Origin of the sequence: Nostoc sp. (assembly GCF_036919675.1) — a bacterium.
In the GTDB taxonomy this organism is placed as follows: Bacteria; Cyanobacteriota; Cyanobacteriia; order Cyanobacteriales; family Nostocaceae; genus Nostoc.
In genome coordinates this window covers 14,821-28,590 of sequence record NZ_JBALCP010000114.1, presented here as the reverse complement: position 1 = coordinate 28,590, position 13,770 = coordinate 14,821, and the positions used below count along the sequence as shown (strand labels likewise).

Below are 13,770 nucleotides of genomic sequence, written 5' to 3'. Positions count from 1 at the left end.
ACCTTGAGTTTCCATTTATGCTTATCCAACAAACTTCTACTTCCCTCGTGGATACTTTACGTCTCCGACGGCAACAACTAGCCAACCTCATTGATTTTCCAGTAATTCTGTGGTCAGGTAGCAACAATCCGCGCAACTTTCCAGCAAATCTTCTGCCGTTTCGCGCTAGCAGTCATTTCCTCTACTTTGCCGGACTGCCATTATCAAAGGCGGTAATTCGTCTAGAAGCGGGTAAGCTAGAACTATTCATCGACGATCCATCACCCAGCAGCGCCCTTTGGCATGGAGAAACGCCAACCCGCGAGGAAATAGCCCAACAGATTGGGGCAGATGTGGCTCGACCAATGGCAGAATTAGAGTCTTGGGTAGAAGATGCCGCCACACTTGCTGTACAAGATGCAGCGACTTGGACGCAACAATCGCAGCTATTAAATAGATGGGTGTTACCACAAAGTCCTCCCCAAGGAATTGACTTGGAGTTAGCCAAGGCGATCATTTCTATCCGCCTTACTCATGATGAAACTGCATTAACCCAGTTGCGAAAAGCGGCGGCTGTCACTGTTGAGGCGCACAAAGTTGGTATGGCAGCAACACCAAAAGCGAAGCTGGAAGCAGAAGTTCGGGCAGCGATGGAAGGGGTAATTATTGCCCACAATATGACCACCTCATACAACAGTATTGTCACCGTTCACGGTGAAGTTTTGCATAACGAACACTATCACAATCCCTTACAACCAGGTGACTTATTGCTTGCCGATGTTGGCGCTGAAACTGAGATGGGTTGGGCAGGTGATATCACTCGCACGTGGCCAGTTTCCGGTAAATTTTCATCGACCCAGAGAGATATTTATAATGTCGTACTAGCAGCCCATGATGCTTGCATTGCCAAAATACACCCTGGTATAGAGTATGGGGATATTCATTTGCTAGCTGCCACGGTGATAGCTGAAGGTTTAGTAGAGTTAGGCATTTTACAAGGAAATCCCCAAGATTTAGTAGAAATGGATGCCCACGCGCTGTTTTTCCCTCATGGAATCGGTCATTTACTGGGTTTAGATGTCCATGATATGGAAGATTTGGGCGATTTAGCAGGGTATGAAGAGGGACGGGAAAGGAGCGATCGCTTTGGCTTAGGCTACCTGCGTTTAAATCGTCCTTTGCGTCCAGGAATGTTAGTCACAATTGAACCTGGTTTTTATCAAGTACCAGCAATTTTAAATGATGCCAATGTTTGCTCAAAATACCAAAATACCATCAATTGGCAACGTTTATCTGAATTTGCCGATGTCCGCGGAATCCGCATCGAAGATGATGTATTAGTCACTGAAGTGGGTAGCGAAGTTTTAACAGCCGCATTACCAAATAGTGCCAGTGATGTGGAAGATTTAGTGAGTTGCTAAAAAATAAGTAGGCAAACATAATTACAGCTATTTTCAGGTAAATAGACCACACGGTAGGGGCGCAAGGCCTTGCGCCCCTACCGTGTGGTTCAAATACTTGAATTCTGCTGTATCATGGCAGTTTTGACTCCAGCCTCCACGGCTGAATTCCCCTCTGGCTTGCAAACAAGAATATTTCAACGTACCTGCTATGAACTCTAAAAAACTTCGACAGCTTGCAAAACCCAGAATCTAATGAATTTCTTTTTCAAGGAACTATTGCAGCAAGGCGATCTTTTCGTTGCCTCTGCTGCCAACAAGATCGGTTATTGTAACTTGGGACATCTTAACGCTGGTGCACCGTTTACGGTTGTAGGGTCGGTGTCAGTGGAGTTTTGACGAATTCAAGAGCGACAACACTCATCAAGGAGAGCATCTTAATCAGGGAATATCTATGATGTTACTTATGCACTATTTTAAGCGTTGCTTATTGGTGTCGTGAAGACATAGTATTCTACCTCGTGATATCTAAAATAATTCCAAATTCATGATCAAAAACCCTATAGGATTACTACTCAACGGAGTTATTGTCACCTTCGGACTATTGCCATTATTAGCTCAAGCACAGCAGCCGATTTCTGATACCCAAGTTGCGGCGATGGTAGAGGCGTTGCGACAGGCTGCACCACAGACAAAAAATCCCAATGATGGACTTTACAGCGAATGGCAAGTTAAACCAGAAACCCTCAAAGGTTGGACAAAAACTTGTCTTAAACGAGAACTAACACCGACGCAGTTTGAAAACAGCCCAGTGATCGCGCGCCAAGTTGTATCATGTATCACGCGCCGGGAGTTAAGCAATCAGTTGAGCGCCACCAACAATAATGAAATTGCATCTGTGCGTAGCGCATCTTGTTGGTGGATGACTGGTAGCTATACAGGTTGCGACAAAGGTTTCACTGCTGACTATGTGCAAAAAGTTGTCCGCTTTTACCAACAAGAGCTCTCAAAACCAGCAGCAACTCAATCATAAAAAGGGCGACTCTTACAGTAGTTTTCAAATAAATAGACCACGCGCAAACCTCTCTTTTAGAAAGAAAGAGGCTTTGAATTTCCCCCTTCCCTACTAGGGTTGGGGGTTGGAGGTTAGGTCTTTTTACCAATTACGAATGACTAATTGTTTTACCTTTTCAGTAAGCCAATCAACACGATCCTTTCCCCAAAATCTTTCGCCTTCCACTACCCAAGTTGGGACTCCAGGACAGCCAAATTGCTCGTATTCTGCCAAAGCTGCCACTGCTGCAAGTCCCGCTGCTTCGCTGTATACTAATTCCAGAATGCGATCGCCATTCAACCCGACATCATTTGCAACTTTTCTAATCACAGACTCATCGTTAACATCGAGCAGGTCAATGTACGTCGCTCGAAAGAAAGCCGCATCAAGCAGATGCTCCTTCCCAGTTCCACAAGCAGCGTAATACGCTCTAGCAGGAAGTTCTTCCCGACCAAATTTCATTTTCTCCCAGCGCTTTACCCACCTACCAAATTCTTCAAGTTCCTTGAGCCTAATTTCAATACCGTACTTTTTCGCCCACCGCAGACAATCTTCTTTGTGATACGACGATAACAGGGCACTTTCACTTCGTCCTTGCAGGTCAGCTACCTTGATACCTCGCTCCTTCGGTATGTAGATTGGTCGTCGTTCAATATCAACAGGTAAACCCTGCAATGCTTTTTCGGCCAGAGCAATACCAATGTATGAATTGGCCGAGTGATATATCGAGTATGAGTAAACTTTGATTCGCTGCGACATATATGCTTCTACATCTGTCTAAATTAATTCGCTATTTTGATATTAAATTTGCCTTTTAACCCATTTGCGAAATTCTTTAACTAATTCCAAATAATCTTTTTCTCCCACCTGCTCTAAAAAATTAGAAATCTCTGTTAGTGGCAGAATGGGAAATGCTAAACTCCGTTCAACAGATATATATTTCTGATTTTGTAAAACGTTAATACTAAAATAATTGCCATCATATTGCCAGATTTCAGGCACTCCCTTATCAGCATAGACTTCAAAACTATTTTTAGAACTGCTAGTAATATCAATTTCTACTACCAAATCTGGCGGTGGATCTTGCGTTAAATCTATTCTGTTTTTGCCTCCTATTACATTAATATTTTCAAGGTAAAAGCATTTATCTGGTTCTGCACCACTAAGTTGTGAACGTTTAAAAGTAGTAGAACCAAGGCAGTCAATTCTAACTTCTAGTTCTTCTGCTAGAGTTTCGACAAATCGACCCACCATTTCTTTGTATCGTTCATGTTCAGGTGAAGGAACCATGATTTCTAGAGTACCTCGATTGTAAGTAAGCCGGAGGCGGCGACTAGCACTAAGTTCTGTTAGCAAGTTTTCATAGGTTTGCCAACTGATACCCGATAGGTGGATTATTTCTGTATGTTGAAGCAGTGTGTTGCTAGTCATAGCTATCTGAGATTTTTTGGTAAAATTTTAATTTTTAATATTAATAAATACATTATTTTTTCAGGATTTACGCATTCAACCAAAACGAACTACAAAGGACAAAAATGAATAATAATTTACAAGATTTCTTTCACGATTCCTATATTTAATTGAGTTTTTATTTAGGCTTATTAATTAATATAAACCAATTTTACTTCTAACCCAGTTGCGGAATTCGCTCACCAACTCTAAATAATCTTTATCTTCAACCTGTTGTAAAAACTCAGCAATTTCTATCAGAGGTTGATGAGGAAATGCTAAACTTTGGTCAACAACTATATATTTGTCATCTTGTAAAATATTTATACTAAAAATAGTGCCATCATAACGCCAAATCTCTGGTACACCCATATCAGCATAGACTTCAAAGCGATTTTTGGAACTGCTGGTAATATCAATTTCCACTACCAAGTCTGGTGGCGGATCTTGTTGCAAATTAATTCTTTTTTTGCCCTTGATGAACTGGACATTTCTAATGTAAAAGCATTCATCTGGTTCTGCACCACTCAGTTCTGGACGCTTGAAAGTAGTAGAACCAAGGGGTTGAATATTGACTTCTAATTCTTCTGCTAGAGTTTCGACAAATCGACCTAATACTTTTTTGTAACGTTCATGTTCAGGTGAGGGAACCATGATTTCTAAAGTACCTCGATTGTATGTGAGCCGAAGGCGGCGACTATTACTCAGTTCATTTAGCAAGTTTTCATAGGTTTGCCAACTAATACCCGATAAGTGGATGATTTCTGTAGGTTGAAGCAGTGTGTTGCTAGTCATAGCAATATTGTGATGTAGGTTCTCGCTGTACAATAGCCATTCTTACCTTCACTGTACTTTAAGCTCAATCTTCATATTCAATAAAGGTAGGTATCTGGTTGCTACAGTCGCGGTGAAAACTACTAAGCTGGTAAATAGCACGTTTAAACTTTAGCGGGAATTCCGAATCGCATTCATCGGCGGTTCAAAATTCCACATTGGCGAACTACCTGTAATTACATTATGTTTGATGCTCTATCTGACCGTTTAGAATCCGCCTGGAAGAAACTGCGAGGACAAGACAAAATTTCTCAATCCAACATTCAAGATGCATTGCGCGAAGTGCGCCGCGCCTTGTTGGAAGCAGATGTCAATCTCCAGGTAGTCAAAGATTTTATTAGCGAAGTCGAAGCCAAAGCACAGGGAGCCGAGGTGATTACCGGCGTGCGACCTGACCAACAGTTCATCAAAATTGTTCACGATGAACTTGTGCAGGTGATGGGAGAAGAAAATGTTCCCATAGCAGAAGCCCAGGAACAGCCTACTATTGTGCTAATGGCTGGGTTGCAAGGTACTGGTAAAACCACAGCTACCGCTAAGTTAGCCTTACATCTCCGTAAATTAGATCGTAGCTGTTTGTTGGTGGCGACAGACGTATATCGCCCAGCAGCGATCGACCAGTTGGTGACGTTGGGTAAGCAAATTGACGTACCAGTATTTGAACTAGGAAGCGACGCAGACCCAGTAGAAATTGCTCGACAGGGTGTAGAACGCGGCAGGGCAGAAGGTGTAAACACAGTAATTATTGATACTGCTGGACGCCTGCAAATTGACGAAGAAATGATGGCGGAATTAGCCCGGATCAAAGCAACTGTCCAACCCCATGAAACTCTGTTGGTAGTGGACGCGATGACTGGTCAAGAGGCAGCAAATCTTACCCGCACCTTCCATGAGCAGATAGGAATTACTGGGGCGATTCTCACCAAGCTGGATGGTGATAGCCGTGGCGGTGCAGCCCTGTCGGTGCGAAAGATTTCGGGAGCGCCGATTAAGTTTGTGGGCGTGGGTGAGAAAGTCGAGGCACTACAACCGTTTTATCCCGATCGCATGGCATCGCGGATTCTGGGAATGGGCGACGTTCTCACCCTGGTAGAAAAAGCCCAGGAAGAGTTTGACTTAGCAGATGCTGAGAAAATGCAGGAGAAAATCCTGTCAGCGAAGTTTGACTTTACTGACTTTCTCAAGCAGTTGCGGATGCTGAAGAACATGGGATCTCTGGGAGGCTTCATCAAGATGATTCCAGGGATGAACAAGCTCTCAGACGATCAACTCAAGCAGGGAGAAACCCAGCTGAAGCGGTGTGAGGCGATGATTAACTCCATGACTCGCCAAGAACGCCACGATCCCGATTTATTAGCCAGTTCTCCCAGTCGGCGGCGGCGGATTGCTTCTGGCTCCGGTTATAGAGAGTCAGATGTGACTAAATTAGTGGGCGATTTCCAAAAAATGCGATCGCTCATGCAGCAAATGAGTCAAGGTAGCTTCCCTGGAATGCCGGGAATGTTCGGCGGTGGCGGTATGGGCAACGCCTTCGCAGGTGCAGGTAATCGTCCTCCGGCCCCAGGATGGCGGGGTTATGGTGGTGACGCCACAGGCACGAAAAAGAAAAAAACCAAAGATAAAAAGAAAAAAGGCTTTGGCAATCTTTAGTCATTAGTTAACGTGAGTTCGACAAACCTCTCCCACTCCCAGAGGGACAGGTTTTACGTAGTAAAAGCTCTTAGAGGTCTTTTGTATTCGACTAACTAGGCGGACACCACATAACCCATCGAACTCACGTTTAGTTAATGACTAATAGCAGCAAATGCTAGGCAGTGCTAAAATTAGCATTTCGACCTCATAATTTATCAGCAGAGGAAACTAACCCTCAATTTCTCGGCAGCAGCCAGATTTAGGCTACTTCCTCAGCAACTAGTTACTAACTAATATCTAACAACCAACAGGAGAATGATTCTTCAACCATGATCAAACTGCGCTTGAAGCGATTCGGTAAAAAGCGGGAAGCAAGTTACCGCATTGTCGCCATTAACAACCTCGCTCGCCGCGATGGCCGTCCCCTAGAAGAGTTGGGATTCTACAACCCCAGAACCGATGAAGTGCGACTAGACGTTCCCGGCATCGTCAAGCGACTACAACAAGGCGCTCAACCCACTGACACCGTCCGTCGCATTTTAGTAAAAGCCAATGTTTTTGAACAGGTCAGTGCCACAGCCGCATCATAATTCCGGAACAATATCCCCAACAGCTAGTCCCAACTATCTTGGGCTGGTTCAATTTTTGGTGGAGCCGTTTTTAGAATCTCTAGAGACTTTAAGCGTCGATTGTGAAATTTCTCAAACCCTCAACCGGGTTTGGGTTCGCATCGCCTTTGATAGCATAGATAAAGGAAAAGTGTTTGGTCGAGGGGGACGCAATATTCAGGCGATTCGTACAGTAATTGCCGCAGCAGCTGCCGCGGCTGGGCAATCAGTATACCTGGATATCTACGGCAGCACCACGCCGGGCCGCGAGGGTATGTCTTTTGATGAAGACACAGAAGAGCGATCGCCACCGCCGACTAGGAGAGAACCACGGGCAAATGATGGGCCTAAACCCATTGTTAAACCCCGTCTCCGCTAGGTTAAAATTAAAGAGCAAGTCTGAGCGGTTGTGATCACCTCCGCTCAGAATTTTTGTAAAGATGGAAAGTAGCAAAAAGATTTTTGGATCTTTTTTTGAACTCTTCACCAGTACCATACTGCTGATAGTAGGGGCGTACAGTTGTACGCCCCTACAGCCGATTCATTTATTGCCAAAAATTTTCCAAAATGTAAGTAATAAAAGCGTAATTTCGCCCTTGGCGAGAAAACATTAACCTTTGTCAAATACAGATCCTCACCAATTAAGAAATACTATGGCAGGTGCCTTAACAATTCAGCTGCCGAATATTCCTAGTGCGATCGCTCTTGCAGGAGAAGGAGAAGAAAATCTCAAAACCCTATCTCGGCAAACAGGAGCCAGTTTAGTGCTACGTGGACAGGAATTACTGATTTGTGGTACCCAAGGGCAAATTGATCTGGCTTCTCGATTAGTGCGATCGCTTGAAGACCTCTGGATTAAAGGCAATACCATTTCCAGTGCCGATATTTCAACAGCCCGTCAAGCCATAGATAGCGATCGTCAAGGGGAACTACAAGATTTACAGCGAGATGTCCTCGCTAAAACTCGTCGGGGTGAAGAAGTCCGTGCTAAAACCTTTCGCCAGCGTCAATATATCGAGGCACTCCGTAGGCGTGACCTCACCTTTGGGATTGGGCCTGCTGGTACCGGTAAGACTTATCTCGCCGTTGTTGTCGCTGTGCAAGCACTCCTTGCTAACCAGGTTGAAAAGCTAATTTTAACTCGTCCTGCCGTCGAAGCCGGTGAAAAACTTGGCTTTTTGCCTGGAGACTTGCAGCAGAAAGTTAATCCCTATCTTCGCCCACTTTACGATGCTATTTATGAATTCATCGACCCAGAAAAAGTACCCAGTTTAATGGAACGCGGTGTGATTGAAGTCGCACCACTCGCCTATATGCGGGGACGCACCCTGAATAACGCCTTTGTAATTGTGGATGAAGCTCAAAATACTACACCCGCTCAGATGAAAATGGTTTTGACTCGTTTGGGCTTCCGTTCTCGGATGGTGATTACAGGCGACATGACACAAACCGATTTACCACTTCATCAACAATCGGGTTTAGGAGTGGCTTTACAAGTTTTAAAACAGGTTGAAGGCATTGCATTTTGCGAATTTTCCCAAAAAGATGTCGTGCGCCATCCTCTAGTTCAGCGCATTGTCGCTGCTTATGAACAATACGAAAAATAGACATAGGGCATCAACAAATAACAAAGGATAACAATTTATGAGTACTACTTTGAAAGAATTTTTAGCAGCTTGTGAGACCCTTGGAACATTGCGTCTAATTGTCACTAGCAGCGCTGCTGTATTAGAAGCAAGGGGTAAGCTAGAAAAGTTATTTTATGCAGAATTACCAAAGGGTAAGTATGCGAATATGCACACCGAAGGCTTTGAGTTTCACTTGAATATGGACAAAATTACTCAAGTGAAATTTGAAACAGGTGAAGCGAAAAGGGGTAATTTTACAACCTATGCCATTCGGTTTTTAGATGAGAAACAGGAGCCTGCTTTAAGCCTATTTTTGCAATGGGGTAAACCGGGAGAATATGAATCAGGTCAGGTAGAAACTTGGCAAGCTTTACGGGAGCAATATGGAGATATTTGGCAACCTTTACCAGCAGAAATTTAATACAGCTAAACTGATAGGGGTGGAGGAAATCGGATATCTGCACTGAACTGCTCCACATTAACGCTACGATGAATCGGTAAAACATATTCTAAATTCTCGTGGGGGCGGGGAATAATATGATAAGAAATCACCTCGCCGCCGTTAACTCGCAGAACCGCCTTTAGTGCTGCTGTCACCGCCACATTTACCTCGCCTACAACCCCCCGAATTAACACGGTAATTCGTCCCAAATCAGTATTTTCATAACCAACAAGGGTGATACGGGCAGCTTTACACATGGCATCTCCCGCTTCTACTGCTGTGGGAACGCCATAAACTTCAATCATACCTAATGCCAACGTCATGCTGTTACCATAATCTAGGATTGTGGGGTTAAGTATCTTTAACTATGTTGGCTCCTTGTGATGGTAACTTAGTGACTAAACGATATTCTGTGGGTGAATAGCTAGCAGAACAATACACATTAGCTTAAGTGCATTATTATCTCATAGATTAAGTAAATTGGCGCAAATAAACTGAACTATACAAAAAAAATAAAACTCTGTGATTAGTTTTTAGTCAGCGCTTGAGCGTTAAACTACTTACTACAAAATTTTGATTTTTTACAAAAACTTACTTAATTTTTAATCGATAAAGACAAAACTGCTAATGCGGACAATGAATGTAATTTGGAGTTTTTGCTTGCTGGTTTTATTCCTATTGTGGAGTGGCGAAGCTCTTGCAGGAGAGTTATCTCAACGGTTAGCAAATTTTCCCCAATGGGAAAAATTAACTTCAGTGCAACCGGCTTCGGGTGATTTGGTTTACCCTGAATGGATGGCTGGTTATTGGCAAGTTACGAGTACGTTGGTAGATTTAGTTGCGCCTTTAGCACCAGATATCGTAACACCAGGGTTTGAAGGTAATCGCCGACAATTAAATCAGCCGATGAGTTTTGTAGTAAGATTTGTGAAAGAGCAACCACATTTTCCTGGGTTAAAAATATTTCCTCAGACAGATTACAAATCCCCAATTTTAATCGCAGATAGAGCGTTTAATAGCTTGAATTTGGCACGGGCTTATTTAGGGGATGAAGCAGTATTATTAGTTAAAGTAGATCCAGATTCACCTAATCGTCAGATTACATTCTTGCGTAACAGTCACCAACTAGTTTCCATTGTGACTGCACGGGCCACAGAAACTGCCCCTAATGGCAAGTTCATCACTACAGAAGTGTTTCAACAGCTATTTAAAGGCGGTTCACGCCCCTATTTCAACTCTGTAGAATCGACCACCGCTTATCATAAACTTCCAACAGCTAATCTGGCGATTGAGGCAGATCAAGTTACTGCTGTCTATCTTTCACCTCAAGCTCCAGATTACTTTAAAGCTGGTTCTCGACCTGTTGCCCTCTATCGCTATCGCCTAGAATTTGTCCCAGTGCAAATGCCTACTACTTCAAAGGAGTCATTTAAACCTATTAGCCCTTGACTTATTTGTATTACCACTGTAGTACATAAAATTCCAAGCTCACGATCGCGCTCTTGGACGGTGTGCACATGGCCAAATTTCAAGATATTGTCAATTACTTTCGCTCTGACTGGAAGCTAGGTCTTTTTAGTGTTGCGACATCCGGCATTTACGAAATCATTGATTTGGTTGTCCCTTATGCGATCGGACAGATTTTAAACGTTTTGTCTGGTCAACCTTTGGATAAACCACTTGAAAGTGCGATCGCAATTGTTTCAGACATCATCAATTACCCTGTTAATAAACTTTTATCTTTGGGTGTATTACTGGGTTTAATTTTCGTTGTCACCGTAGTGAGAGCACCAACACAGCCCTGGTTGACTGTTTGGTTTCACTGGGATATAAGTTTCAGGTCGCGTCGAAAGAAAACCGAAGCAGCCATCGCCAAAATTCTTACTCTCCCACTGGAATTTTATGACGAAAATAACCCCGGACGCATCGCCGGAAGAGTAGCTAGAGGTATTGAGAACCACACTTGGGCGTATCCCGAAATCGCTGGACAGTTAATTCCCAAACTGGTTCGTGTACTGGGAATTTTTGTGTTTATTTTGGTGATTGAGTGGCGAATTGCAATTTTATATCTAATTTCTTTTGTAATTATTCTCAGCTTCAGCTTGAAGGATTTACAGCAATTAATTAGGTACGAAAGTGGTCTGAATAAATATGCAGAGAATACCGAAAGCCGCAATTCTGAACTGATCACCAATATCAAAACTGTGAAAGCATTTGCTACAGAAGCTAGGGAACTGAAACGGCAAAAGCAACGTTTAGATCGTGAATTCATGATCCTTGATTATCGTATCCACAAAGGTTATGTGAAACTGGCTATTTGGCAAAAAACCATAATTCAGTTATGCGTCTTTACTATCCTGGGTTTGACTTTAGCAGCAACAATAAATGGGAGAATTTCTCTTGGTCACTTTGTCATGACCTTAACTCTTTCCAGCATGGCATATGCCGAATTAGAACCTATTACTAACTTGGCAGAAGTTTTCGCTCGTCGTTACTCTTCCATGCTGCGGTTTCACGAATTTCTTCAAGAGCCAACTGCATCTGATTCAGATAGTCTTTTAGAAGAGAGCAAGCAGGCAGAATCACCTTATAAATTTACTGGAAAAGTTGAGTTGTCACACCTCAGTTTTGGATATGATGCTAACCGTCAAGTTTTGCAAAATATTAACTTGTTGATTGAGCCATACCAAACAGTGGCATTAGTGGGGCGTTCCGGCTCTGGTAAGTCTACTTTAGTAAAATTGCTGTTGCGATATTTTGAACCTCAAGAAGGTCAAATTCTGATTGATGGTCAAGATATTCGCACTTTGGATGTGGGTAAATATAGACGGAGATTAGCGATCGTTCACCAAGAAGTAGACGTTTTTAACGGTACTATATTGGATAATCTCACCTACGGTAGACCAGATGCCAGCTTGGAGCAGGTTCAGGAAGCCTGTAGAATTGCCAGAGTCGATGAAGTAGTGCAGCACTTACCCCAAGGTTATTACACCATCGTGGGAGAACGAGGTGTCAGGTTATCTGGAGGACAAAGACAACGCTTGGGAATTGCCAGGGCGTTGCTAGTGAAACCAGACGTCCTAGTTTTTGACGAAGCCACCTCTAGCTTAGATTATGAGTCTGAGCGTTCGATTCAGCTAGCAATGCGATCGATTCAGGGCACTTGTACAACCATCGTAATTGCCCATCGTCTAAGCACAGTGCGAGAAGCAGATAAAATTGTGGTTCTGGAGCAAGGAAAGATTGTAGAAGTGGGTAGCCACAATGAACTCTTGCGTCATGAGGGTATTTACCGCCGCTTACACTCCCTGCAAGAAACGGGAGAACTTCTGAGTTAACTTATATCTTGCACCTGCTCAATCTCCAGCCAAGAAATAAATTTCTTGGCTGATAGCCTTAGTGGACTTAAGTGGACTGAAATCCATGCTATCAAAGGGTTTAAGTCCTTTTTATAAAAATGCAAGTTATCAGCCATAGGTTAGAAAGCTATGGCAGTTTTTGATTCTGGTGCAATATCTAAGTTAAGGGACTTGCAAATAGCGTTAAAGAACTGCTGAAAATCCAGCAACAAAATAAGATGCCAGGAGTTCAATTTCGCACCTATTCTGCGGCACAATTAATATTAGCAAGTGGGGAATTTGCTCCATTCTCCAAGAAAAGCGTCAGCTAGAATCGAAGCGGTGACATATTAAAATTCGTTTTACGTGCTTAGTGAAGTGCGAGAAGTAAATCAAATAAATAATCCATTCACCACTGCTAAAATACTACTCAGTAATTGAAGTCTTCCAATAAGAAAAAACTAAGATTTACTCTTATCGGCTTCTTTCTGCGCCGCCTCACTGTATTTCTTATATAGTTGAGTCCGAATCTTAGCTTCCTGATAACGGATGTGGTTTTGTGGCACCGTGCCCATTAAATCTGAAGCCCGTTGCCACTTAGCAGCGATCTCTAACCACTGAGTTGAGGTTGTGGCTGTTTTACCAGATGCAGAAGCTTGGTTGGCAATTCGCACAGATATTGCAAATGGGTCATCAGATGGCTCAGAAAGGCTATTGTTAGCAGCACGGGATGGTGTCTGGGCTTTATTATCGTTAATATTTTCTGTAGTTAAAGATTTGGAAGTTTCTAGTTGCATTAGGTTTTTCAGGTTATTACCTAATTGGGCATAAACAACCCAACCAAGCAACAAAAGTGAGCATAAACCAGCCGCTGCTAATATCTTTTTTTTCGGTTTATTTTCGTGTTTTTCTTTATTGATAAGTACTAAAGGACGAGAGACTGGAGCTTTAGGGAAATTTGGTTTTCCTAGTTCAGCTTGAGCTTCTGTGAAATCTTTAATTAGTTGCTTTAGAATATTAGGCTGAATTAATGTAATTTCCTGTGACCAAAGCAGTTGGTTTTCGCGATCGCTATCTATTTCCTTTAACCAAAGTAATTGTTGTTCCCGAACAATCCGACTGTTGATATTGACTAGGCGAATGTGACGCGGGGCGATGGACTCAAGAATTTGCTGGATTTGTTCTACTAGGGGAGATTGCTCAAGTTGCTCTACCCTAGCCGCCTCACACAGAAGTTGTAAGACACCATTAGAAAAAATGGCTCTAGTTCTGACACCAGACTTGGCTAGCTTTTCGTTCAATAGCTGAATAATCGCAGCAACGCTACCTTGGTGAGCCTGCCAAACGATATCATTTATCCGATCTACCATCTGAAATTTAATGATAGATCTTCCACCGTGACTGAT

14 protein-coding genes are annotated in these 13,770 nt (G+C 43.0%); 9 read left to right on the top strand and 5 right to left on the bottom strand.

Annotated features, from left to right (window positions below):
• Positions 1 to 17 precede the first annotated feature (17 nt).
• A complete protein-coding gene (locus tag V7K49_RS25270; RefSeq protein WP_335208084.1) occupies positions 18 to 1,400 on the top strand; it encodes an aminopeptidase P family protein in 1,383 nt (460 codons plus the stop codon).
• Between the two features lie 526 nt (positions 1,401 to 1,926).
• Positions 1,927 to 2,412 (top strand): hypothetical protein, encoded by a 486-nt coding sequence (locus V7K49_RS25265; protein ID WP_335208083.1) that lies wholly within the window; start codon positions 1,927 to 1,929, stop codon positions 2,410 to 2,412.
• Positions 2,413 to 2,535: 123 nt separating this feature from the next.
• Here V7K49_RS25265 and V7K49_RS25260 read toward each other — a convergent pair whose 3' ends face one another.
• From V7K49_RS25260 to V7K49_RS25250, 3 genes are all read right to left on the bottom strand, one after another.
• A complete protein-coding gene (locus V7K49_RS25260) occupies positions 2,536 to 3,192 on the bottom strand; it encodes a DsbA family protein (RefSeq protein WP_335208082.1) in 657 nt (218 codons plus the stop codon).
• Positions 3,193 to 3,234: 42 nt separating this feature from the next.
• A complete protein-coding gene (locus tag V7K49_RS25255; protein WP_335208081.1) occupies positions 3,235 to 3,864 on the bottom strand; it encodes a Uma2 family endonuclease in 630 nt (209 codons plus the stop codon).
• Positions 3,865 to 4,038: 174 nt separating this feature from the next.
• A complete protein-coding gene (locus tag V7K49_RS25250; RefSeq protein WP_335208079.1) occupies positions 4,039 to 4,677 on the bottom strand; it encodes a Uma2 family endonuclease in 639 nt (212 codons plus the stop codon).
• A 222-nt stretch (positions 4,678 to 4,899) separates the two neighbouring features.
• Here V7K49_RS25250 and ffh point away from each other — a divergent pair, with 222 nt between their 5' ends.
• The 5 genes from ffh (at position 4,900) to V7K49_RS25225 (ending at position 9,005) form a co-directional block, all read left to right on the top strand.
• On the top strand, positions 4,900 to 6,366 hold the full coding sequence (gene ffh, locus V7K49_RS25245; protein ID WP_334724265.1) for a signal recognition particle protein: 1,467 nt from the start codon (positions 4,900 to 4,902) through the stop codon (positions 6,364 to 6,366).
• Positions 6,367 to 6,677: 311 nt separating this feature from the next.
• A complete protein-coding gene (rpsP, locus tag V7K49_RS25240; protein WP_012409382.1) occupies positions 6,678 to 6,938 on the top strand; it encodes a 30S ribosomal protein S16 in 261 nt (86 codons plus the stop codon).
• Positions 6,901 to 7,335: a KH domain-containing protein gene (locus tag V7K49_RS25235; protein ID WP_334871673.1), complete on the top strand. Its 435-nt coding sequence runs from the start codon at positions 6,901 to 6,903 to the stop codon at positions 7,333 to 7,335. Before rpsP ends, V7K49_RS25235 begins: the two co-directional genes overlap by 38 nt.
• Positions 7,336 to 7,609: 274 nt before the next feature.
• The gene (locus V7K49_RS25230; protein WP_334871674.1) at positions 7,610 to 8,563 is read left to right on the top strand and encodes a PhoH family protein; all 954 of its coding nucleotides are present in this window, start codon (positions 7,610 to 7,612) and stop codon (positions 8,561 to 8,563) included.
• A gap of 37 nt (positions 8,564 to 8,600) precedes the next feature.
• Positions 8,601 to 9,005 (top strand): ChuX/HutX family heme-like substrate-binding protein, encoded by a 405-nt coding sequence (locus V7K49_RS25225; RefSeq protein WP_298911033.1) that lies wholly within the window; start codon positions 8,601 to 8,603, stop codon positions 9,003 to 9,005.
• A 5-nt stretch (positions 9,006 to 9,010) separates the two neighbouring features.
• Here the strand turns inward: V7K49_RS25225 and V7K49_RS25220 are convergent, their stop codons facing one another.
• A complete protein-coding gene (locus tag V7K49_RS25220) occupies positions 9,011 to 9,349 on the bottom strand; it encodes a carbon dioxide-concentrating mechanism protein CcmK (RefSeq protein WP_334724262.1) in 339 nt (112 codons plus the stop codon).
• Between the two features lie 304 nt (positions 9,350 to 9,653).
• On the opposite strand from V7K49_RS25220, the gene V7K49_RS25215 reads away from it, so the two are divergent.
• Together V7K49_RS25215 and V7K49_RS25210 are read left to right on the top strand one after the other, a co-directional pair.
• Positions 9,654 to 10,475, top strand: coding sequence for a DUF6816 family protein (locus V7K49_RS25215; RefSeq protein WP_335208078.1), 822 nt, complete (start codon positions 9,654 to 9,656; stop codon positions 10,473 to 10,475).
• 68 nt (positions 10,476 to 10,543) lie between these two features.
• Entirely contained in the window at positions 10,544 to 12,364 is a 1,821-nt protein-coding gene (locus tag V7K49_RS25210; protein WP_335208076.1) for an ABC transporter ATP-binding protein, read from the top strand.
• A gap of 461 nt (positions 12,365 to 12,825) precedes the next feature.
• On the opposite strand, the gene V7K49_RS25205 is transcribed toward V7K49_RS25210, so the two are convergent.
• Positions 12,826 to 13,734 (bottom strand): hypothetical protein, encoded by a 909-nt coding sequence (locus V7K49_RS25205; RefSeq protein WP_335208074.1) that lies wholly within the window; start codon positions 13,732 to 13,734, stop codon positions 12,826 to 12,828.
• Positions 13,735 to 13,770 lie beyond the last annotated feature (36 nt).